This is a genomic window from Blastomonas sp. SL216 (genome assembly GCA_026625625.1).
Lineage (GTDB): Bacteria > Pseudomonadota > Alphaproteobacteria > Sphingomonadales > Sphingomonadaceae > Blastomonas.
Genome location: CP113055.1, coordinates 1127158 through 1148069, shown reverse-complemented (window position 1 = coordinate 1148069; position 20912 = coordinate 1127158). Strand labels below are relative to the sequence as shown.

Annotated in this window: 20 protein-coding genes; 14 read left to right on the top strand and 6 right to left on the bottom strand. The window is 64.5% G+C overall.

Going from position 1 to position 20912, the window contains the following annotated elements; translation table 11 throughout:
- Positions 1–15: 15 nt before the first annotated feature.
- The 3 genes from OU999_05495 to OU999_05485 form a co-directional block, all read right to left on the bottom strand.
- Positions 16–1665, bottom strand: coding sequence for a terminase large subunit (locus tag OU999_05495; GenBank protein ID WAC24643.1), 1650 nt, complete (start codon positions 1663–1665; stop codon positions 16–18).
- A gap of 394 nt (positions 1666–2059) precedes the next feature.
- Positions 2060–2833, bottom strand: a complete 774-nt coding sequence (locus OU999_05490) for a hypothetical protein (GenBank protein ID WAC24642.1) — start codon at positions 2831–2833, stop codon at positions 2060–2062.
- A gap of 1 nt (position 2834) precedes the next feature.
- Positions 2835–3197 carry a hypothetical protein gene (locus tag OU999_05485; protein WAC24641.1) on the bottom strand — a complete coding sequence of 121 codons (363 nt, stop codon included), beginning with the start codon at positions 3195–3197 and terminating at the stop codon, positions 2835–2837.
- A gap of 534 nt (positions 3198–3731) precedes the next feature.
- On the opposite strand from OU999_05485, the gene gloB reads away from it, so the two are divergent.
- Together gloB and pcaF are read left to right on the top strand one after the other, a co-directional pair.
- On the top strand, positions 3732–4460 hold the full coding sequence (gene gloB, locus OU999_05480; GenBank protein WAC24640.1) for a hydroxyacylglutathione hydrolase: 729 nt from the start codon (positions 3732–3734) through the stop codon (positions 4458–4460).
- Positions 4461–4498: 38 nt separating this feature from the next.
- The gene (pcaF, locus tag OU999_05475) at positions 4499–5701 is read left to right on the top strand and encodes a 3-oxoadipyl-CoA thiolase (GenBank protein ID WAC24639.1); all 1203 of its coding nucleotides are present in this window, start codon (positions 4499–4501) and stop codon (positions 5699–5701) included.
- 74 nt (positions 5702–5775) lie between these two features.
- On the opposite strand, the gene OU999_05470 is transcribed toward pcaF, so the two are convergent.
- A complete protein-coding gene (locus OU999_05470) occupies positions 5776–7380 on the bottom strand; it encodes a leucyl aminopeptidase (GenBank protein WAC24638.1) in 1605 nt (534 codons plus the stop codon).
- A gap of 132 nt (positions 7381–7512) precedes the next feature.
- Between OU999_05470 and OU999_05465 the strand changes: the two genes are divergently transcribed.
- Positions 7513–7992 (top strand): tryptophan-rich sensory protein, encoded by a 480-nt coding sequence (locus tag OU999_05465; protein ID WAC24637.1) that lies wholly within the window; start codon positions 7513–7515, stop codon positions 7990–7992.
- Between the two features lie 86 nt (positions 7993–8078).
- The gene (locus OU999_05460; GenBank protein ID WAC24636.1) at positions 8079–9392 is read left to right on the top strand and encodes an NAD(P)/FAD-dependent oxidoreductase; all 1314 of its coding nucleotides are present in this window, start codon (positions 8079–8081) and stop codon (positions 9390–9392) included.
- Between the two features lie 12 nt (positions 9393–9404).
- Here OU999_05460 and OU999_05455 read toward each other — a convergent pair whose 3' ends face one another.
- The gene (locus tag OU999_05455) at positions 9405–10658 is read right to left on the bottom strand and encodes an amidohydrolase family protein (GenBank protein ID WAC24635.1); all 1254 of its coding nucleotides are present in this window, start codon (positions 10656–10658) and stop codon (positions 9405–9407) included.
- Positions 10655–11599, bottom strand: a complete 945-nt coding sequence (locus OU999_05450) for an aspartate carbamoyltransferase catalytic subunit (GenBank protein ID WAC25357.1) — start codon at positions 11597–11599, stop codon at positions 10655–10657. Before OU999_05450 ends, OU999_05455 begins: the two co-directional genes overlap by 4 nt.
- Before the next feature lie 203 nt (positions 11600–11802).
- On the opposite strand from OU999_05450, the gene OU999_05445 reads away from it, so the two are divergent.
- The 10 genes from OU999_05445 (at position 11803) to OU999_05400 (ending at position 20912) form a co-directional block, all read left to right on the top strand.
- Positions 11803–12720: an SMP-30/gluconolactonase/LRE family protein gene (locus tag OU999_05445; protein WAC24634.1), complete on the top strand. Its 918-nt coding sequence runs from the start codon at positions 11803–11805 to the stop codon at positions 12718–12720.
- A gap of 117 nt (positions 12721–12837) precedes the next feature.
- A complete protein-coding gene (locus OU999_05440; protein WAC24633.1) occupies positions 12838–13941 on the top strand; it encodes a DUF2855 family protein in 1104 nt (367 codons plus the stop codon).
- On the top strand, positions 13938–14594 hold the full coding sequence (locus tag OU999_05435) for an HAD-IA family hydrolase (GenBank protein ID WAC24632.1): 657 nt from the start codon (positions 13938–13940) through the stop codon (positions 14592–14594). Before OU999_05440 ends, OU999_05435 begins: the two co-directional genes overlap by 4 nt.
- Complete coding sequence (locus OU999_05430) at positions 14594–15511, top strand: cyanophycinase (protein WAC24631.1); 918 nt, start codon at positions 14594–14596, stop codon at positions 15509–15511. The genes OU999_05435 and OU999_05430 overlap by 1 nt, the downstream gene beginning before the upstream one ends.
- A gap of 4 nt (positions 15512–15515) precedes the next feature.
- Positions 15516–16478, top strand: a complete 963-nt coding sequence (locus OU999_05425) for a metal-dependent hydrolase (GenBank protein ID WAC24630.1) — start codon at positions 15516–15518, stop codon at positions 16476–16478.
- Positions 16475–17869, top strand: coding sequence for a deoxyribodipyrimidine photo-lyase (locus OU999_05420; GenBank protein ID WAC24629.1), 1395 nt, complete (start codon positions 16475–16477; stop codon positions 17867–17869). Before OU999_05425 ends, OU999_05420 begins: the two co-directional genes overlap by 4 nt.
- Before the next feature lie 14 nt (positions 17870–17883).
- Complete coding sequence (locus tag OU999_05415; protein WAC24628.1) at positions 17884–19074, top strand: serine hydrolase; 1191 nt, start codon at positions 17884–17886, stop codon at positions 19072–19074.
- Between the two features lie 10 nt (positions 19075–19084).
- Complete coding sequence (locus tag OU999_05410; protein WAC24627.1) at positions 19085–19606, top strand: prolyl-tRNA synthetase associated domain-containing protein; 522 nt, start codon at positions 19085–19087, stop codon at positions 19604–19606.
- A gap of 39 nt (positions 19607–19645) precedes the next feature.
- The gene (gene moaA, locus OU999_05405; protein ID WAC24626.1) at positions 19646–20656 is read left to right on the top strand and encodes a GTP 3',8-cyclase MoaA; all 1011 of its coding nucleotides are present in this window, start codon (positions 19646–19648) and stop codon (positions 20654–20656) included.
- A gap of 7 nt (positions 20657–20663) precedes the next feature.
- Positions 20664–20912, top strand: a complete 249-nt coding sequence (locus OU999_05400) for a MoaD/ThiS family protein (protein WAC24625.1) — start codon at positions 20664–20666, stop codon at positions 20910–20912.

The following is a 20912-nucleotide window of genomic DNA, read 5'->3' as shown; positions in this document are numbered from 1 at the left end:
CCTTGGCGATCCCATCTAAAGCCAGCTGATACCCGTGCCCATGTAGACCGGCGGGCCGGTGTCGCGCGCCGCCAGCCCGATTGCCATGATCAGCGCCACCATCGGGTCGATGCGGTCGATCGAACGGTTCTTGCTGGGCTTGCGCGCCCCCGCCGGGTCCATCTCGAACACCAGATTGCCCGCGCTCCAGCGCAGCAGCGGGTTCATGCCATGGCGCATCTTGCCGGATAGCAAGGCGGTTTCGAACGCGTCCACCGCCGGTCCCATATCGCGATAGCCCTGGCCCATTTCGATCAGGGGCAGCTGCACCCCTTCATGGTTCAGGATCACGCGAAGGTCATTGATCCCCCATCGGTCATAGGCCACGCCCTGCAAATCGAACTCCTGGGCGATCTGCGCCAGCCTGGCGGCGATAAATTGCTTGTCGATCGCCTTGCCCGGCGTCGGCTCGATAAGCCCTTGCTGCGCCCACAGGCGATAGGGCACGCGGTCATTCTCTTCCCGCTCGGCCATGTTGTCCTTCGGGCACCATGCGTGCAGCAGCACCGCGCCGCCGTCATCGGGGAAGTACAGCGCCAGCGCGGAAAGGTCGCGTGTGCTCGACAGGTCCAGCCCCGCAAAGCACTTGCGTTTGGCCAACGCCCGGCGCTCGACCGGATCCCCGCATAGCGCCCATTCCGCCGGGTTGATCGCCTTCGGCTCGGCATCGACACGCTGGTTAAGATACAGGTTGCGGAAGGCCGGTTCGAATGTCGGCATCCGCTTGGCGCGTTCGGCCTCCTCCGCCAGCTCGCGTTCGCTGCGGAACACGCCTAGCGCGGGGTTGGCGAGCTTCCAGTTGGCCGGGTCGAATGCGTCCATGTCCTCGGGCACGGCATAGACCGCGCCGTGAAAGCTCTTGTCCTCGATCTCCCCCGATTCGATCCGGGCCGCGTAATCGACTAGCTCGGACATGACGTTTTCAGCGTGCGGGCTCTGCGTGCCGATCACCAGCAACAGGGGTTGCTCGCGCTTGCCCATCGACGTGCGCAGCACGTCGAATAGCTCGCGGCGCTTCCACTGCGCCAGCTCGTCGCAGACGACGAACGACGACGCCAGCCCGTGCACGCTCTTGCCGTCGCTGGCGAGTGCGCGGTAGATCGATCCAGTCTGGTGGTCGGTGATTTCCTTGTGGAACGCCTTCACGTTCAGGCGCTGGGCCATCCAGGGGGTGGCCATGATGATCGCGTCCATTTCCGCAAAGATCAGGGCGGATTGTTCCTTGGTGGCGGCGGCGCTGTAGCATTCGCCGCGCGGTTCGCTCTCGGGGCCGATCAGGTGCGCCAGCGCCAGCCCTGCGCATAGCACTGTCTTGCCATTGCCGCGTGCCACGCTCAGCAGTGCGGTGCGCACCTGGCGCAGCTGGTCGGGGCCGTCCGCATAGATCGACAGCAGCCAGTCGCGCTGGAACGGCTCCAGGCAGATTGTCTCGCCCGCGCCAAAGCCCTTGGTGACCGGCAGGCTCTCGATAAACGCCACCACGCGCTCGCCACGGGTCAGGCCTGGCAGCTCCCAAGGGTGCACCGCTGGCGCGGTGGGGTTGAGGTTGAAAAGGTCGCGCCCTGGCGTCTGCGCCAGCTTCGCAACCGCGTTCTGCCTACCCGCTCCCGGTCCCCGCTTACCCATAAAAACCCCGGTTTTCTGCCATTTTCCAAACCCAACTAACTATATTCCGACTTTCGACGGCGGTTTTGGCCGCTTAGCTCTGAGCGATTTTTCGTGCCAAGGGTGGCGGCGATCAAGGGGCGTGCCATCGGCGTTGCAGCCCTTGCGCGGCTTCCACGTCTTGGCGCTGCCAGCCTCGGGGCCGCGCGCTGTCTTGGCCGAGTGGCAGGATGCGCAGTAGCTGGCCAAGCCATCATGGCCGGGGAAGGGTGCGCCGCCCTGGCTGATAGGCGTACGGTGGTCGACGGTATTGGCCACCACATGCCTATCGATCGACAAACAATTTTCGCAGAACGGGTGCAGGGCAAGGTGCAATGCGCGCAGCTTGCGCCATGCCGTGGTGTTGTACGGCCACTTAGCCACGGCACGCGGCCTTGATCAGCGCGCCGATGGCGGCGAACCACGTGGCGTGCGTCGAGCGCACCACGTGCAGATATTGCAGGCGCGCTATGCCAGTATGGCCGGTCACAGGGTCATTCATCGATCGAAAGACCATCACCTGCCCGTCGTCAGCCAGTCCAAGATATTGCTTGATCATGCCGCAAGACCGCAACCGTTCGGCAAGTGACAGGTCTTCAGTCCAGTTGATGAACAGGTCATCGGTCATGAAGCTGATAGCATCGCCGGGCTGGGCTGCCCTGGCGTTGTCGATCAGCACCCAATGGCCCTTGGGCAGCATCGGTTCCATGCAGTCGCCAGCGTTGAGCACCAGCCAAAACCGCGTGCCGTAAAGCCACGTCGCGCCCCAAATCACCAGTGCCAGTAACGGGGTACGGAATGGGTTGATCTGCACCGGGCCGATAGGCAGCGGCGCGGGGGCAGGCTGCGGAATGTCTTTCCAGCGCCAGTTCTCTTGCACGCGGATAGCTGAACGGGCCTGCGTGGGGGTCCAGCTCGGGCAATGCCTGCCATCGGGCAGGCGTGCCGGGTTGCTGCCGATCTGTTGTATCAGCAAGCCACCGGCTAGCGACATGACACTAGCGGCCAATCCAGTAGCTGCAGCGGTGGCCAAAGTGGTGGCGGCTTGTGTTCCTACTGCTGTCAGGAAGGCAGTGCCCAGCGCGGGGGCGAACGCGGCGACAGCGACGGCCAGCGCAATGGTAGCAACTACGGCAACAACCTTGCCCATTTCAGTCTCCTACAGCTCGAACAAAGATCATCCTTCCGCGCAAAAATGCGCGGAAAGGGCGGTTTTCAGGGATCGGAAGGTTTTGGAGGTTTTGCAAAAAATGCGAAAAACCTAGAAGATACAGATATATACCTTCCATAATCCTCTCTTCCTTTGGAAGAAACGGAAGGATGGAAGGGAAATCTGATACTCTCTCGCATGTGTCGTTTGGTACGCGAATATATATAGGGGTACGCAAACGCCTTCCATCCTTCCAAAGACGCAGGAAGGCATTGAAAAACTTGCGCTTTTCATCCTTCCATTTTGGATTTTGAGGCATTCTGCCAGCCTTCCGTGGAAGGGTCGGCGACGAAAAATCAACCATTTAGCTTCCCTCTCAATATCCCCAATCAGACAGTTTTCAGACAGTCAGACAGTTTTTGCGGAACTACGCATATGCACCTAGGCGCACGCATGACCGGAAAGCGCAGAAACGTTCTGACTGTCTGGCAACCGTCCCCAAGCCGCAGATTTCTGCGGTTCGAACTGTCTGGTGATTTCAGACAGTCAGACAGTTTTGAGGCTCGCCACCCCGCACCCCGCCCTGGCGGGGGCGTTCGATCAGCTCCAATCGGGAGGGATGGACGCCATTTGAAGCCCGCAGGGCGTAGGAACTGTCTGGCACTGTCTGGCGACAGGCTGGCGAGGCTCGGGGGCGTGCGCATGGTTAGCCTTTGCCCCCTGTACAGCCAAGGTTTTGCGTAGGGCGCAAACGGGGGTTAGCCAGCCTAAGCCTTTGGCTAACCTGAATTGCTCCAGTCCATCCCTGTCCACCACCCCCTTTCTTTCCATACAGGATTGGGGCCTTGCGCCCCACAGGGTGCTTGGCAATCAAGGTGCGATTGGGCACAACGCGCGCATGATAGAGATTGCCCGCATCCCCGCCCTGTCCGACAATTACATCTGGCTGGTGCATGAGCCGGTCAGCGGCGAGACAGTGGTCATCGACCCTGCCGAAGCAGAGCCGGTGCTGGCCGAAGCCAGCGCGCGCGGATGGACGATCACGCAGATCTGGAACACGCACTGGCATCCCGACCATGTTGGCGGCAATGCCGGCATCAAGGCCGCCACCGGCTGCGCGATCACCAGCCCCGAGGCTGAACGTGAACGGATCGCCACCTTTGATACCACGGTAAAGGGCGGCGATGTCGTGCATCTGGGGTCCCTGAGGGCACAGGTGATCGATGTGCCTGCGCATACCGCCGGCCATATCGCCTATCATCTGCCCGATGAGCAGGCGATCTTTGTCGGCGATACGCTGTTTGCCATGGGCTGCGGTCGGCTGTTCGAGGGGACGGCGGAGCAGATGTTCGACAATATGACGCGGCTGGCGGCGCTTCCGGGTGACACTGCAGTCTATTGTGCGCACGAATATACCGAATCGAATGGCCGCTATGCGCTTGTCGCAGAGCCGGACAATCAGGCGTTGGCTAAGCGGATGGAGCAGGTGCTGGCCATGCGCGCGCGTGGTGAGCCGACTGTGCCGACGACGATTGCGCTCGAACGCGCGACCAACCCGTTCATGCGTGCACGCTCTGCCGAAGAACTCGCCGAGCGTCGCGCCGCCAAGGACAATTTCCGGGGCTGAACCCAGGCCACCGGCGTCAAGAGTTGAGAGGATTTCCCATGACCGAAGCCTTTATCTGCGACGCAGTGCGCACGCCGATCGGGCGCTATGGCGGCGGGCTGGCCACTGTGCGGCCCGATGATCTGGCCGCTGTCGTGCTGCGCGCGCTGGCCAGCCGTAATCCCGGGCTGGATGCATCCGCGATCGATGATGTGTTGATGGGCTGCGCCAATCAGGCCGGTGAGGACAACCGCAATGTCGCACGCATGGCGTCGCTGCTCGCCGGCCTGCCCGAGACGGTGGGCGGCGCGACCATCAACCGGCTTTGCGGATCAGGGCTGGATGCGGTAGGAAGCGCCGCGCGCGCCATTCGCGCAGGCGATGCCGATCTGATGATCGCTGGCGGAGTCGAGAGCATGACCCGCGCGCCGTTCGTGATGCCCAAGGCGGGCAGCGCCTTTGCGCGCGACAATGCGGTCTATGACACCACCATCGGCTGGCGTTTCGTCAATCCGCTGATGAAGGCGGTGCACGGCGTCGATTCGATGCCCGAGACGGCCGAGAATGTTGCCGAGGATTTCGGCATCGCGCGCGCCGACCAGGATGCCTTCGCGCTGCGCAGCCAGCAGAGGGCGGCAGCCGCGCAAGCCTCGGGACGGCTGGCAGCGGAGATCGTGCCGGTCAGCATCCCGCAGCGCAAGGGCGAGCCGCTGGTGATCGATACCGACGAGCATCCGCGCATGACCTCGATCGAGGCGCTGAGCGCGCTCAAGCCGATTGTCCGCCCCGGCGGCACGGTCACCGCAGGCAATGCCAGCGGCGTGAATGATGGAGCGGCGGCGCTCATCGTCGCGTCCGAAGCTGCCGCTGCGCGGCACGGGCTGACCCCGCGTGCGCGGATCATCGGCACCGCTGTGGCTGGCGTGCCTCCGCGCATCATGGGGATCGGCCCGGCACCTGCGGTCCAGAAGCTGTTGGCGCGGGCGCGCGTGACGCTGGGCGAGGTCGATGTGATCGAGCTCAACGAGGCCTTTGCCGCGCAGGGGCTGGCGGTGCTGCGCCAGCTCGGCCTTGCGGATGATGCCCCGCATGTGAACCCCAATGGCGGCGCGATCGCGCTGGGCCATCCGCTTGGCATGTCGGGCGCGCGTCTGGCGCTGACTGCCACCGAGGAACTGCAGCGCACCGGCGCGCGCTATGCCATCGCGACCATGTGCATCGGCGTCGGGCAGGGGATTGCGATGCTGATCGAGCGGGTGTGACGCTGGATTGTCCAGGGCTGCGCAATGAAGCGTCACCCCGGCTTTCACGGGGGTGACGCGCAGATTCCGATCGGTTATTCGCCCGCCACCTTGGGCACCGGCTGGAAATTGCGGACGAACTGTTCGAGCAGGCGCACGCCGTAGCCGGTCGAGCCAGCCGGCTTGAGATCGTTCGCGCCGCCCCAGGCCATGCCGGCAATGTCGATATGCGCCCAGGGTGTTTCGGGCTTCACGAACGCGCCGATGAAATGCGCGCCCGCTCCGGCGCCTGCACCGCTGGCGCCGGAATTCTTGATATCGGCAATGGTCGACTTGGTGTCCTCGGCATAGCTCGGGTGCAGCGGCATCCGCCAGAGCGCATCGCCGCTGACATCGCCTGCCTTGACCAGCTGATCGGCCAGCGGATCGTGACGGCTGAACAGCCCGGCATAATCATCGCCCAGCGCGGTCATGATCGATCCGGTCAGCGTGGCCATGTCGACGATCGCTGCGGGGTTGAGCCTGGCATCGGCATAGGCAACTGCATCGGCCAGCACCAGCCGACCCTCGGCATCGGTCGAGTTGATCTCGATGGTCTTGCCGTTCATTGCCTGCAGCACGTCTGCCGGGCGCGCGGCATTGCCATCGGGCATGTTCTCCGACAGCGCGGCAATGGCGACGACGTCGACCGGCGCTTGCGACCTGGCGAGCGCAAGCACCGCGCCCACCACGCTGGCCGCGCCCGACATGTCAAACTTCATGTCGCCCATGCCCGCCCCCGCCTTGAGTGAAATGCCGCCGCTATCGAAGGTGATGCCCTTGCCTGCGAGCACCACCGGCCCGGCAGATGGTGCGCCGCGCCCGGTATAGCGCACGATCAGCATGCGCGGCGGGCGCGCCGAGCCCCGGCCCGAACCGAGGATTGAGCCCATGCCGAGCTTTTCCATTGCAGGAACATCGAGCGCCTCGATGCTGACGCCCGCCACGCCGGCAAACGCTGCGCGCGTGCGCTCGACAAAGCTTTCGGGATAGATGACATTGGCGGGCTCGTTGGAGAGATCGCGCGCAAAGGCCATGGCCTCGATCAACGCCTTGCCCCGGCCTTCATACAGTGCGCGCGCAGCCTGGCCGTTTTCGGAGACGATTGTCGTCCCGGCCATGGCAGACGCCTCGCGCGCCTTGGCCTGGTAAAGGTCCGATCGATATTCGCCGATGCCCATGCCGGTGGCCAGTTCCGCAACGGCTTCTGCCGGCAGGCCGGTGGCCAGAACCGCAAGCGGCCCCTTGTCCTTCATCAGCGCGCGCCCGGCGATGGTGCCCAGCTTCTGTACTGCCGCGGCGCTCAAGTCCTTGCCCGTGCCGATCACGTGGATGCGGTCCCAGCCGCCGATGCCGCGCAGGCTGAGCGCGCCGGTCTTGTAATCGAATTCCGCTGCGGCAAGGGCTCGTGAGATCGCTGCGCGCTCGGCATCAGGGAGCACGCTCGCGCGGCTGGCGAGATCCGCTTCGCTGCCAAGTGGCAGCACCAAAGTTCCTGAGGCGGCGGGAAGGGTAGCGGCAAAGCTGACGGGGCGGAACTGCGCCTTGGCCGCCTTGATCGTCAGCGACGGTTTGACCACCTCCTGCGCGTGCGCGGCCTGCGGCATTGGCACGGTCATGGCGGCGAGGCTGCTGGCCAGCAACAGGTGATGGATAGGCATCTGGAAACCCCTTTTGTCTTCGTAACAATGGCAACCATATCAGCAGCCTGGCATCAACGCGGCAAGTACAGATATGGCCATCGCGGCTGCGCGGCATTGTTATTCTATCCAATGGACCCCATGTGCTGACCCATGTTCAGCACCCCCGTCATCGCCGCAATCGCCTGGGCCGTTCTGTTGGGCGGGGCTGGAGGGCTGCTGACGGAAATCGGCGCCTGGTACAAGCAACTCAATAAGCCGAGCTGGCAGCCACCCGATTGGCTGTTCGGCCCGGCCTGGACGATCATTCTGGGTCTGGCCGCCTGGGCCGCGGTGCTGGCGTGGAACGGCACGCAAACCGAAGGCGACCGGATGATCGTCATTGCGCTCTACGTCGCAAATTTCGTCTTCCATCTGCTCTGGTCGCCGCTGTTCTTCAAGTTCAAGCGGCCTGATCTGGCGCTGATCGAGGTGGTGTTCCTCTGGGCTTCGGTGTTCGCGATGTGCGTGTGGCTGCGGCCCTATTCGGAGCTCGCGAGCTGGCTGATCGTGCCCTATCTCGCCTGGGTCAGCTTTGCCGCGATGCTCAACGCCAAGATCGTGCAGCTCAATCGGCCTTTTGCCCGCGCCTGACGCATAAATCGGCACCATCGCGCCAAAACGCTTGGTGCCGGGGCAATATGTGTTAACTTTGCTTGACACTTTTTCGGGGGAACGGCGTGAGCGACCAGAAGACGCAGATAGTCGTGGTGGGCGGAGGCGCTGGCGGGCTCGAGCTGGTACGACGTCTCGGCAGCAAGTACGGCCGCGAAAAGCACGACATCATTCTGGTCGATCGTAACCTCACCCATATCTGGAAGCCGCTGCTGCACGAGGTGGCGGCAGGGTCGCTCGACGCCAATCTCGATGAGGTCGGCTATGGCGGCCATGCGGTGCGATGGGGGTATCGCTTCTTCAACGGCGCGCTCGAAAGCATCGACCGCACGACACGGCATATCACCACTGCGCCATTGATCGACGATCAGGGCCGCGAAGTGATTGGGCGGCACCAGATCCGCTACGATTATCTGGTGCTGGCGTTTGGCGGCGTATCCAATGATTTTGGCACCCCCGGGGTGCGCGAGAATGCTCAGTTCCTCGAACATCGGGCCCAGGCGGACAGCTTCCGCCAGCGGCTGCTCAATGCGTGTCTGCGCGCCAATCACGAGCACAATACCGGTAACCCCGAGGCCCGCGTGCGCATCTGCATCATCGGTGGCGGCGCGACCGGGGTGGAGCTCTCAGCCGAGTTGTACAACGCGGCCAAGGCGCTGAGAAATTATGGGCTGGAGGTGTTCGACGAATCCAAGCTCGAGGTCACTTTGGTCGAGGCAGGCCCGCGCATCCTGCCGCAGATCGATGCTGAACTTGCTGGCGTGGCAAAGCACGAGCTGGAGCAGCTGGGAGTCAGCGTTCGCGAAAACACGCAGGTTGTCAGCGTCGCCGAACATTCGGTCGAAACCAAGCTGGGCGAGGTGATCCCCGCCGACCTGATCGTCTGGGCGGCAGGCGTGAAGGGTGCGGACGGCGTCACCGAGATGAGCGATCTGGAACTCAACCGGCTGAGCCAGTTCGTGGTCAGGCCGACGCTGCAGACGACGGCCGACGACCATATCTTCGCGCTGGGCGACTGCGCCTCATGCCTGCTGCCGGGGGAGGATCGACCCATTCCGCCGCGCGCGCAATCGGCGCACCAGATGGCGACCCATATCTTCGACAATCTGTGCCGGATGCAGGCGGGCAAGCCGCTCAAGGACTTTGTCTACAAGGACCATGGCTCGCTGGTGTCGCTGAGCCGGTTTTCGACCGTGGGCAGCCTGATGGGCAATCTGGTCGGCGGGCGCATGGCGGTGGAGGGCCGGTTGGCGCGCTGGGCATACCAGTCGCTCTATCGCATGCACCTGATCGCGATCCACGGCTGGTGGCGCGGCATATCGCTGATCGTCATCGGCCATGTGAACCAGATCGTGCGGCCCAAGCTCAAGCTGCATTAGGCCGGCGCGGCATCAGCCGCTGATCTGGTCGACCAGCCTTCCGCCCTTGAACAGCGCGACGCAGCGACCCTGGACCGGCAGCTTGTCGAACGGGGTATTGCCCGCGCTTGCCGCCATCTTCGCCGAATCCACCTGCCAGGGCCGGTCGGGATCGACCAGTACGATGTCCGCCTCATGTCCCGTCCGCAGCGCCCCTGCCTGCACGCCGAGCAGCCGGGCGGGGTTGGCCGCGATCAGGTCGAACAGCCGTTCGGTCGAGATCAGGCCATCGCGCACCAGCCCCAGCGACAACGGCAGCAGCGTTTCCGCTCCCGCCATGCCGGGCGCGGCATCGGCAAAGGGCAGGCGCTTGTCTTCGGGACCGCGCGGATCGTGGCCCGAAGCGATGATATCGATCGTGCCGTCCTTCACCGCCTGCAGCGCAGCCTGACGGTCGTCTTCGGATCGCAGCGGCGGCGAAAGCCGTGCAAAGGTGCGAAAGCCGCCCAGGGCGACGTCCGACAGGAACAGGTGGGCAGGCGTGATCCCGGCGGTGACGCTCAGCCCTTCGGCCTTGGCCGCCCGGATCAGCGCCAGCCCGGCGCGTGTCGTCACCTGGCGGAAATGGACGCGCGCGCCCGTCATCCGCACCAGCGCCAGATCGCGCGCGATGGCGATGCTCTCAGCCTCGGCAGGGGCTTGCGGCAGGCCCAGCCGGGTTGCCATCTCGCCTGAAGTCGCGACCGCATTGCCCGACAGGCCGTGGTCCTGGCTGTGCACGATCAGTGGCAGATCGAGCATCGCGCAATATTGCATCAGCCGGTGCATCACACCGGTATCGGTGATCCAGCGCCGTCCAGTGGCGACAGCCCGCGCGCCAGCCTCCTGCATTAGCGCGATCTCAGCCATTTCGGTGCTGGCCAGATCGCGTGTCGCTGCGGCGAGCGGGTGGACCCAGAAATCGGGCTTTCCCGAATAGGCAGCAAAGCGCACCCGCGCCGGATGATCGAGCGGCGGGTTCTGATCGGGCATCAGCGCAGCTCGGGTGATGCCGCCAAAATGGAAGGCGGGGCGATCGATCGCGAACACGCCCAGGTCCACCAGCCCCGGGGCGATCAGAGCGCCCCTGGCGTCGTGGATACGGTCGTCCGTGCCGGGTGTGATCGCGCCGATCTCGGCAATGCGGTCGCCCAGCACGCGGATGCCGCCGGGGACGGGCTCGGCCTCGCCTGGCAGGACCAGGCGGCCGTTGATGATGCTCAGCGGGGTGTGCGGTGTCTTGCTCATGCCCAGCCCTCCACGCCGCGCCGTCTGCGCGTCAGCACGTCGAGGCATGCCATCCGCATGGCAACGCCCATTTCGACCTGATCGGTGATTGCAGAGCGCTGGACATTGTCGGCGATATGGCTGTCGATCTCGATCCCCCGGTTCATCGGGCCGGGGTGCATAACCAGTGCGTCGGGCCTGGCGAGCGCCAGCTTGGCATCGGTAAGGCCGTAAAGGTGGCGGAATTCGCGGGGGGAGGGGATGAACTGGCCCTGCATCCGTTCGTTCTGCAGGCGCAGCATCATCACCACATCGGCGCCGTCGAGCGCTTCGGCAAAGCTGCGGCAGGGGGTGCCGCCCATGGACTCAACCGCAGGCGGCATCAGCGCCGGCGCCCCCGCGACGCGCACGTCAGCGCCCAGGGTGGACAGGCAGATCATGTTCGATCGCGCCACGCGGCTGTGCAGGATGTCGCCGCAGATCGCGACACGAAGACCCGCGATACGCCCCTTGCGGCGACGGATGGTCAGCGCGTCGAGCAGCGCCTGGGTCGGGTGCTCGTGCGTGCCATCGCCTGCGTTCAGCACCGGGCAGCCGACCTTGTCGGCGATCAGCTGCACCGCGCCGGAACTGCCATGCCGGATGACGATGGCGTCCGCGCGCATCGAATTGAGCGTCACTGCCGTGTCGATCAGCGTCTCGCCCTTTTTCACGCTCGATTGCGCCGCGTGCATGTTGACCACATCCGCGCCGAGGCGCTTGCCCGCGATCTCGAACGACAGCAGCGTGCGCGTCGAGTTTTCGAAAAACGCGTTGATCAGCGTCAGCCCGGCCAGGCGGTCGTCATGCTTGCTCGCCTGGCGGTTGAGATCGACCCATTGTTCGGCCTCGTCGAGCAGGAACTCGATCTCCCAGGGCTGAAGCCCTGCGATTCCCAGCAGGTGCCGGTGCGGAAAGGCCATGCTGCCGGGCGGATAATCGCTGGCAGGGCGGCGGGCGGAAGGCGTGTCTGGCGATGTCATTAAAGGCGAGCGTCTAGGACCGAATCGGCTTTGGCTCAAGGCGTGTTTTGCCTGACGAACCCACGGCGGTTTTGGCGGTGGACAGGCGGCGCGACTGCCGCAATGATGCGCGCTGACAAGAATGTAAGCGGGAGGGATTCTGGATGGAACTGGTAACCGACGGTCTTCGCTTTCCCGAAGGTCCGGTGGCGATGCCCGATGGCAGCGTGGTGCTGGTCGAGATCGAGCGCGGCTGCGTGACGCGCGTCCTGCCCGATGGGACGCAGCAGGTCGTGGCGGAACTGGGTGGCGGGCCCAATGGCGCCGCAATCGGTCCCGATGGCAAGCTTTATGTCTGCAACAATGGCGGCTTCCATTATATCGAGCGTGCCGGATTGCTCGTCCCGCACGGCCAGCCGGACAATTATTCTGGCGGGCGGATCGAGCGGGTCGATCTGGCAACCGGCGCGGTCGAGACGCTGTACAAGGATGGCGATTTCGGGTGCACCCTGCGCGGCCCCAATGACATCGTGTTCGATAATGCCGGCGGCTTCTGGTTCACTGATCACGGCAAGACCCGGCCACGCCAGCGCGATGTGACCGGGGTCTTCTATGCCCGGGCCGATGGATCGCTGCTCAAGGAAGTGATCTTCCCGATGGAAAATCCCAACGGCATCGGCCTTTCGCCCGACGGCAAGCGGCTCTATGTCGCCGAAACCTATACCTGCAAGCTTTGGGCCTATGACATTGCCGGACCCGGCGAGATCGCGTTCAGCCAGGGCCTGCTCGGGCCGAGCGGTACGTTCCTGTACAGCCCGCCGGGCTACACCTTTTTCGATTCACTGGGCGTGGATGGTGAGGGCAATGTCTGCGTGGCCACTATCGGCCAGAGCGGCATTTCGGTGGTATCGCCCGAAGGCGAACTGGTCGAATTCGTGGCCACCGATGATCCCTTCACCACCAATATCTGCTTTGGCGGGCCGGACCTGAAAACGGCCTATATCACGCTGTCGGGAACCGGCAGGCTGGTGAAGATGGACTGGCCGCGCAGCGGGGCGAAGCTGAATTACCTGAACGCCTGAACCTCCTTCCCGCCAACGCGGGAACCCCGCTTCTGCGCAGTGCAAGGCGAAACGAGCGGCGCCCCCGACTTCGCCGGGGTGCCGACGAATGAGATGGAAGAATTGAGGGAGCACTGAATGACCAATCCACGCTGGGCCATCGATATCGACCGCGATCAGATCACTGAGGCGCGCATTGTCGACGAGGCCGAAACCACGCTGCCTGAAGGCGCGATCGAGGTTGCGATCAACCTCTATGCGATGACGGCCAACAACGTGACCTATGCCGTGTTCGGCAAGCCGCTCGGCCTGTTCGGCAACGACCAGGGCTATTGGGATTTCTTTGCCGAGCGCGAAGCGCCCGGTCGCCTGCCGGTCTGGGGCTTTGCCACGGTGAGCCGCAGCAATCATGAAGGCGTGCCGGTAGGTACCCAGCTTTACGGCTATTACCCGATGGCCAGCCATGCGGTGCTGCACCCGGGCCGGGTCAGCGCGCATGGCTTTACCGACATGACGCCGCGCCGGTCGACGCTGCCGATCATCTACAACCAGTATCAGCGCGTCGATGCCCTGGGCGACTATCGCGCCGAGGACCATGACTACTGGCCCGTCTTCCGCCCGCTGTTCCTGACCGGCTGGCTTATCGCCGATCAGCTGGAGGATGAGGGCGATTATGCTGCGCAGCAAATTCTGGTCGCAAGCGCATCGAGCAAGACCGCCATCGGCCTGGCGCATGCGCTTCAGCAGCGCGCCGATCGCCCCAGGGTCATCGGTCTGACGAGCGCTGGCAATGTCGCCTATGTCGAGCAGCTGGGCCTGTACGATGAAGTCGTGCCCTATGATGCGGTGGGCAGCATGGATAGCGCGGTGCCGAGCGCCATGGTCGATATGGCGGGCAACCCGCAGGTCGCAGCATCCGTCCACAACCATTTCGGCGATGCGCTCAAGGCTTCGATCGTCGTGGGCAAATCGCATTGGGATGCAAATGACGATGCCGGACAGCTGGCGGGCCCGCCGCGCCAGATGTTCTTCGCGCCGGGCCGCAGCGAAAAGCGGATCGGCGAATGGGGTCCCGATGGCTTCCGCCAGAAGCTGGAAGCGGCCTGGCTGGGCTTTGCCGATCTGGCACCGCGGCTGCTTGCGATCGACAAGCGCACCGGGGCCGATGCGGCGCTCGCCGCTTATGATGAAACGGTCGCAGGCAAGGCCGATGCGAAGACGGGGCTGGTCATCGTTCCATGAGCTTCCAGGCTGTCATCTTCGATTTCGGCGGGGTCATTACTTCGTCGCCCTTTGAGGCGTTCAACCGGATGGAGGCCGAACGCGGCCTGCCGCGCGACTGTATCCGCCGGATCAACGCCACCAATCAGGACGACAATGCCTGGGCCAGGTTCGAGCGCGCAGAGATCGATGCTGCGGCGTTCGACACCGCCTTTGCCGAAGAGGCCGCGGCGCTGGGCTTGGCGATCAGCGGCAGCGATGTCATTTCCTGCCTGGCTGGCGATGTCCGCCCCCGGATGGTTGCGGCGCTCGATGCGTTGAAGGCGGAAGGTCTGACCATCGGGTGCATCACCAACAACGTCCGCGCAGGCAAGGGATCGGCGATGGTGTTCGATGATGCCCGCGCAACTGAAATTGCTGCGATCATGGCCCGCTTCGATCATGTCATCGAAAGCAGCAAGGCGGGTGTGCGCAAGCCCGACCCGCGCATCTATGCGATGATGTGCGAGGCCATCGATATTGCCCCTGATGCCTGTATCTATCTCGACGACCTGGGCGTGAACTGCAAACCCGCCGCCGCGCTTGGCATGGCCGCGATCAAGGTGACGGAGGAGGCGCAGGCGCTTGCCGATCTGCGCGCGTTGCTGGGCCGTGCCGAACCATGGCCCGGCTGATGCGGCTCTGGGGGGCGCTGTGTCTGGGTTTGATGGCGGCTCCTGCGCTGGCGGATCCGGGGACGGTCGTGGTCGTCGGCGGCGCGCTTCTGGATGACAATGCCACTGTTTATCGCGCGATGATCGATGCGATGCCCAAGGGCACCGGAAATGTGGTGATCATCCCTGCAGCATCGGGCATTATCGGACGCTCCGTCCCCCGCGCGACCCAGGCCTTTGTCGCGCACGGTATCGCCCCTTCGCGTATTCGCACCGCCCATGTGGCCATGGTCGATGACCCCGACACCGCAGATTTGGATGAATCGCGCTGGGCCTCTGGGGCGAGCGATTCCAATGAGATCGCCAAGCTAGCCGATGCCGGGCTCATCTGGTTCCTCGGCGGTGATCAGCTGCGGATCATCGCGGCTCTGCTCAATCCCGATGGCAGCGATAGCCCGATGCTGGCGACCATCCGCAAGCGGCTGGAAGACGGCGCGGTGGTTGGCGGCACCAGCGCAGGCGCTGCGGTGATGGGCGAGCACATGATCGCCTGCGGCAGTCCCGATGTTGCGCTGACCGCGCCAGTCTCCCGCGATCTTCAGGGCTGCGAGGGCAAGGAAGAGGATGCAGGCCAGGTTCCGCTGGTGCTTGGGCGCGGGCTGGGCTTTCTGCCGGGCATCGTCTTCGACCAGCATTTCAGCGAGCGGGGCCGGCTGCCCCGGCTGGTGCGCGCGGTCGCCTGTATCGAGGCTCAGGCAGTGACCGGCGTGGGCGTCGACGAGGATACCGGCTTCGTGTTCGACATCGGGCACGAGACAGGTCACCCCGTGGGTTCAGGCACCATCACGGTGATCGATCCTTCCGAAGGGCATCGCTCGTGTGACCGCGCGGTGATGGAAAATGTGCGCTTCGCCCGCTTTCCGGCGATGAAGGACTAGGCGCTTGGACAATTTCACCCACAGCCTCGCCGGATGGGCGCTGGGCCAGGCAGGGCTGAAGCGGCTGACCGGGCTTGCTGTGCCGACGCTGATCATCGGCGCGAACCTGCCCGATATCGACGCGGTGCTGAGCGTGCTGGGCACGCAGTCGCTGGCATTGCGCCGTGGTCTGACCCATGGTCCGATTGCGCTGCTGGTGCTGCCATTGCTGTTGACCGTGGCCATGGTCTGGTTCGATCGATGGCAGGTGCGAAGGCGTAAACGGCCGCGTGATCGGCTGCCGGTGCGTCCGGGCGCGCTGTTGCTGCTCGCCTATATCGGCACCCTTTCGCATCCCGCGTTCGATTTCCTCAACAATTACGGCATCCGCCTGCTGGAGCCGTTCTCGCCGCGCTGGTTCTATGGCGACACGCTGTTCATTGTTGATGCGGTGCTGTGGACCGTACTGCCGTTTGGCATCTGGCTGTCGCGCAAGCGGGAGGCCGCAGGGAAAACAGGCTGGGAGCGGCCTGCACAGGCCGCGCTGGCCTTTGCGCTCATCTATATCGCGGGCAATTTCGCGCTGTCCGCGCATGCCGAGCAGCAGACCGCCGCCAGGATCGAGGCTGAGCGCGGGCTGAAGCCCGAGCTTGTCGTCGCCAATGCCGTGCCGGTGCTGTTCTGGCAGCGCGCGATGCTGTGGCGCGCCGATGGGCTGATCGGTCGCGGTGGCTATGATGCGCTTGGCGCTCCCGCGCTGACCTTGCAGCCGGTAAGCGCCGCAAACAACATGACCAGCCCCTGGGTCGCGCGGGCGGCGGCACAAAACTCTGATGCGCAGGCCTTTTTGTTCTGGGCGCGCATGCCATATGCACGGCTGACCGACATATCGGGAGGCAAAAGGGTGGTGCTGCGCGACGCGCGGTTTGACAGTTCACCGATAGCCGACCGGTTCACGGTCATTGTCGATGTGAAGGAACAACCATGACCCGCCCCGTCATCGTCTGGCTGCGCCGAGACCTCAGGCTCGCCGATCAGTCGGCCTTTGCCGCCGCCGCCAAATCTGGCCCGGTGATCCCGGTCTATGTGCTCGATGACGAGACGCCCCGGCATCGCAGGATGGGCGGAGCCTCGCGCTGGTGGCTCCACCACAGCCTGGCCTCGCTTGCTGCGGACCTGGAAAAGCTGGGTTCAAGGCTGGTGCTGAAGCGCGGCGTTGCAGCCGACGTGCTGGCAGATCTCGCGCGGGAAACCGGCGCGGCGGCGGTTCACTGTCTGCGCCATTACGAGCCCTGGTGGCGCAACGCCGAAAAGGCGCTGAAGGCCGCGCTGCCCGAAGGGTGCACGCTCGAACGGCATGACGGCAATTACCTGATGCCGCCCGGATCGGTGACCACCGGTAGCGGCCAGCCGTACAAGATCTACACGCCCTTCTGGCGCGCGCTGGCGCAGCACATGCCGCCGGGCAAACCTGGGGCCGCGCCAAAGGTGCTGGACGCGCCCGATGTCTGGCCCGAATCCGATAGTCTCGCCGATTGGGCGCTGCTGCCGACCAGTCCGGATTGGGCCAAGGGCTTTGCCGAGGAATGGAAGCCGGGCGAGCCGGGGGCGGCGGACCGGCTCGATGCATTCCTGTCGCGCGCCCGGCTCTACGAGGAGCAGCGCAACCTGCCCTCGCGCGAAGGCACCTCGCGCCTGTCGCCGCATCTGCATTTCGGCGAGATTTCCCCTGCCACGGTCTGGCATGCGACCATGGATGCCGGGGGATCGGTCGAGACCTTCCTCAAGGAACTGGTCTGGCGCGATTATGCGCAGAACGTGATCGCGCAGTACCCCGATTACGGCAAGGCCAACGCCCGCGACGGGTTTGACCGCTTTCCATGGCGCGATCCGTCCGATGAGGCCGTGGCGCGCGACATCAAGGCCTGGCAGCAGGGGCGCACCGGCTATCCGCTGGTCGATGCCGGAATGCGCCAGCTCTGGGCGACCGGCTGGATGCACAACCGTGTCCGCATGGTCGCCGCATCGTTCCTGATCAAGCATCTGCTGGTCGACTGGCGTGTCGGCGAGCAGTGGTTCTGGGACACGCTGGTCGATGCCGATTATGCGAGCAACGCCACCAACTGGCAGTGGACATCGGGCACGGGCGTCGATTCGAACATGTTCGTGCGGATCATGGCCCCGCTTACCCAGTCGGAAAAGTTCGATGCGGCGGGCTATATCCGGCAATGGGTGCCCGAGCTTGCTGCGCTGTCCGACAGCGCGATCCACGATCCGGAGTCGGCGGGCAAGTTCGTGAAGGGCTATCCCAGGAAGATTATCGGCCACAAGGAAGCCCGAGAACGGGCGCTGGCCGCACACGCGACCATAAAAACATGAGAGGAGAGAAGGTTATGCGGGTCTGGAAAACTCTGGCGGCGGCCTGTGCGCTGGCCATCGGTGCGGGCGGCGTTGCCATCGCAAAGGATGAGGCTGCGCCTGCGGTCAAGTCGATCACGCAGATGAGCCCTGCTGAGCTCGAAAAGGTTCGCACGGCAGGCGCGCAGATCCTGTTCTGGTCGGATGCGCAGCGCGCCGCCAACTTCCGCGCGATGGAGGCGCAGTTCCCCGGCACGACCGCAAAGGCAGGCACTCCGCGCGCGCTGCCCAAGGGCGAACCGCTCGGCATCACCGATGCCGAGATCGATGCCTTCATGGCGGCGCAGAATGTCGCCGGGCTGATGGTGATTCAGGACGGCAAGGTGCGGCTTGAGAAATACGGCCTCGGCATGAAGCCCGAAGACCGCTGGACCAGCTTTTCGGTGGCCAAGTCGTTCACCTCGACGCTCGTCGGCGCGGCGGTCAAGGATGGCCTTATCGCATCGGTCGACGACCCGGTGACCAAATATGTGCCCGAACTGAAGGGCAGCGGCTATGACGGCGTCACCGTCAAGCAGATCCTGACCATGACCTCGGGGGTCAAGTGGAACGAGGACTATACCGACCCCAATAGCGATGTGGTCAAGATGCTCTCGGTTCCCGTCGGACCGGGCGAGGACCCCAATACCGCCTATCTGAAGACACTGCCGCGCGAGGCGGAGCCGGGTACCAAATGGGTTTACAAGACCGGTGAGACCAACCTGATTGGTGTGATCGTGCAGCGCGCCACCGGCAAGACCTTGAGCGAATATGCCCAGGAAAAGATCGTCAAGCCGGCGGGCTTTGAAGGCGACCTGTTCTGGATGGTCGATTCCGCCGGACAGAATGTCGGCGGCTGCTGTCTGTCGATCCGGCTGGCCGACTATGCCCGGATGGGTCTTTTCGCGCTCGAAGGGGGCAAGGGCCAGGTGCCCGAAGGCTGGTTCGCCGAGGCGGGCAAGGAACAGGCGCCTATCGGCCTTCCCGGCTTTGGCTATGGCTATCAGTGGTGGACCTATCCCGGCGGTGCCTGGGGCGGGCAGGGCATTTTCGGCCAAGCGATCCTGATCGTGCCGCAGAAGAATCTTGTCGTGGCGGTGGTGAGCAACTGGCCCAAGGCCAGCGGCGCGGACCTGCGCATTCCCCAACTGCAGTTCTTCCAGAAGCTCGCCATGGCGGCGAATTGAGAGGCCTTGCGTGATCGATGACAGCCGCCTTCATGCCGAACTCAAGTCGGCAGGGATCACCTTCGACCAGGTCGAGCATGAGGCGGTTTTCACCGTGCTGGAAAGCAGCGCGATCGAACGCGCGATACCGGGCGCGCATACCAAGAACCTGTTCCTCAAGGATGCGGGCGGTCAGTTCTATCTGGTCACCGTGCTCGCGGAAAAGCAGGTCGATCTGGGCGCGCTCAGGCATCTGGTGGGGGCCGGGCGCTTCAGCTTTGGCTCGGGCGACGACATGGTCGCGCTGCTCGGCATCACCCCCGGTTCGGTGACCCCGCTTGCGGCGTTCAACGACAAGGCGGGCAAGGTGCAACTGGTGCTGGACGAGGTGCTGGCCGCGCAGCCGCGCGTCAATGTCCATCCGCTGCGCAACACCGCGACCCTCGGACTGTCCGGGCTCGATCTGGTACGGCTGCTGGTGCGCTGGCGGCATGCGCCGCTGATCGTGCCGGTGCCCAACAAGATGCCCGGCAGCGAGCCGTCTCAAAATTGAGGGTGGGAACTCCATGGCCAGTGCGCTAGTCCTGCGGTCATGACCGAGGTCGCCAACCGCCCGCTGATCGACAGCTTTGCTCGCCGCATCAGCTATGTCCGCCTGTCGGTGACCGACCGGTGCGACCTGCGATGTGCCTATTGCATGCCCGAACGCATGCAGTTTCTGCCCAAGGCCGAGGTGCTGAGCCTCGAGGAACTGCACAGGCTCGCGCTGGCCTTTATCGAACGCGGCGTCCGCAAGATCCGGCTCACCGGTGGCGAGCCGCTGGTGCGGCGCGATCTGATGACGCTGGTGAGCCGGCTGGGTCGCGAAATCGGGCAGGGGCTCGACGAGCTGACGCTGACCACCAACGGAACCCAATTGGCCGAGCATGCCGCCGCGCTCGCCGATTCAGGGGTGCGCCGGATCAACGTGTCGCTCGACACGCTGGACCGCGCGCTGTTCACGCAGCTGACGCGGCGCGATGCGCTCGACAAGGTGCTGGCAGGAATCGAGGCGGCGGACCGCGCCGGGTTGAAGGTCAAGATCAACACGGTTGCGCTCAAGGGCCTGAATGAGGCCGAACTGCCGGCACTGATCGGCTGGGCGCATGCGCGCGGGCATGATGTGACGCTAATCGAGGTGATGCCGCTGGGTGAGGTCGAGGAAGACCGGTTCGACCACTATCTGCCCTTGACCGAGGTGCGCGACGGACTCGAGAAGCTTTGGACCCTCAGCCCCAGCGACCACAGGACCGGCGGGCCTGCGCGCTATTTCGATGTCGCTGAAACCGGCGGGCGGCTGGGTCTGATCACGCCGCTGACCAACAATTTCTGTGCGGGTTGCAACCGTGTTCGAGTCACCGCGACCGGGCAGATCTACATGTGTCTGGGGCAGAACGACCGGGTCGATTTGCGCGCGGCGATGCGCGGACCCGATAGCGATGCCGCGCTGGATGCCGCGCTGACCCGTGCGATCCGCGCCAAGCCCGAACGGCACGAATTCCGCATCGATGCGCCGGGCGCTGCGCCTGCGCTTGCGCGGCACATGTCGATGACGGGCGGCTGATTGCGCCATGGCGAAACTGCTGTTTTTCGGGCGGCTCGGTGATCTGGCCGGCGGCATCGAACGGACCCTGGACCTGTCGCATCCGCATTCGGTGCGCGAGCTGATCGCGGTGCTGGAAGCCAGCGATCCGCTGCTGGGCAGCGCGCTGCTGGAGAGCCGCGTGCGCTATGCGCTGGGCGGGATGATCGTCGATGCCGAGGCGCTGGTCGAACAGGATGACGAGCTGGCCTTTCTGCCCCCGGTAAGTGGCGGCTGA

Coding starts and splice junctions, on each gene's coding strand:
- OU999_05440 (WAC24633.1), top strand. CDS start 12,838: ATGACCAATCCACGCTGGGCCATCGATATCGACCGCGATCAGATCACT.
- OU999_05470 (WAC24638.1), bottom strand. CDS start 7,380: ATGCCTATCCATCACCTGTTGCTGGCCAGCAGCCTCGCCGCCATGACC.
- OU999_05435 (WAC24632.1), top strand. CDS start 13,938: ATGAGCTTCCAGGCTGTCATCTTCGATTTCGGCGGGGTCATTACTTCG.
- OU999_05445 (WAC24634.1), top strand. CDS start 11,803: ATGGAACTGGTAACCGACGGTCTTCGCTTTCCCGAAGGTCCGGTGGCG.
- OU999_05415 (WAC24628.1), top strand. CDS start 17,884: ATGCGGGTCTGGAAAACTCTGGCGGCGGCCTGTGCGCTGGCCATCGGT.
- OU999_05485 (WAC24641.1), bottom strand. CDS start 3,197: ATGGTTGATTTTTCGTCGCCGACCCTTCCACGGAAGGCTGGCAGAATG.
- OU999_05450 (WAC25357.1), bottom strand. CDS start 11,599: ATGGCCTTTCCGCACCGGCACCTGCTGGGAATCGCAGGGCTTCAGCCC.
- moaA (WAC24626.1), top strand. CDS start 19,646: ATGACCGAGGTCGCCAACCGCCCGCTGATCGACAGCTTTGCTCGCCGC.
- OU999_05400 (WAC24625.1), top strand. CDS start 20,664: ATGGCGAAACTGCTGTTTTTCGGGCGGCTCGGTGATCTGGCCGGCGGC.
- OU999_05490 (WAC24642.1), bottom strand. CDS start 2,833: ATGGGCAAGGTTGTTGCCGTAGTTGCTACCATTGCGCTGGCCGTCGCT.
- OU999_05430 (WAC24631.1), top strand. CDS start 14,594: ATGCGGCTCTGGGGGGCGCTGTGTCTGGGTTTGATGGCGGCTCCTGCG.
- OU999_05495 (WAC24643.1), bottom strand. CDS start 1,665: ATGGGTAAGCGGGGACCGGGAGCGGGTAGGCAGAACGCGGTTGCGAAG.
- OU999_05420 (WAC24629.1), top strand. CDS start 16,475: ATGACCCGCCCCGTCATCGTCTGGCTGCGCCGAGACCTCAGGCTCGCC.
- OU999_05465 (WAC24637.1), top strand. CDS start 7,513: ATGTTCAGCACCCCCGTCATCGCCGCAATCGCCTGGGCCGTTCTGTTG.
- OU999_05455 (WAC24635.1), bottom strand. CDS start 10,658: ATGAGCAAGACACCGCACACCCCGCTGAGCATCATCAACGGCCGCCTG.
- pcaF (WAC24639.1), top strand. CDS start 4,499: ATGACCGAAGCCTTTATCTGCGACGCAGTGCGCACGCCGATCGGGCGC.
- gloB (WAC24640.1), top strand. CDS start 3,732: ATGATAGAGATTGCCCGCATCCCCGCCCTGTCCGACAATTACATCTGG.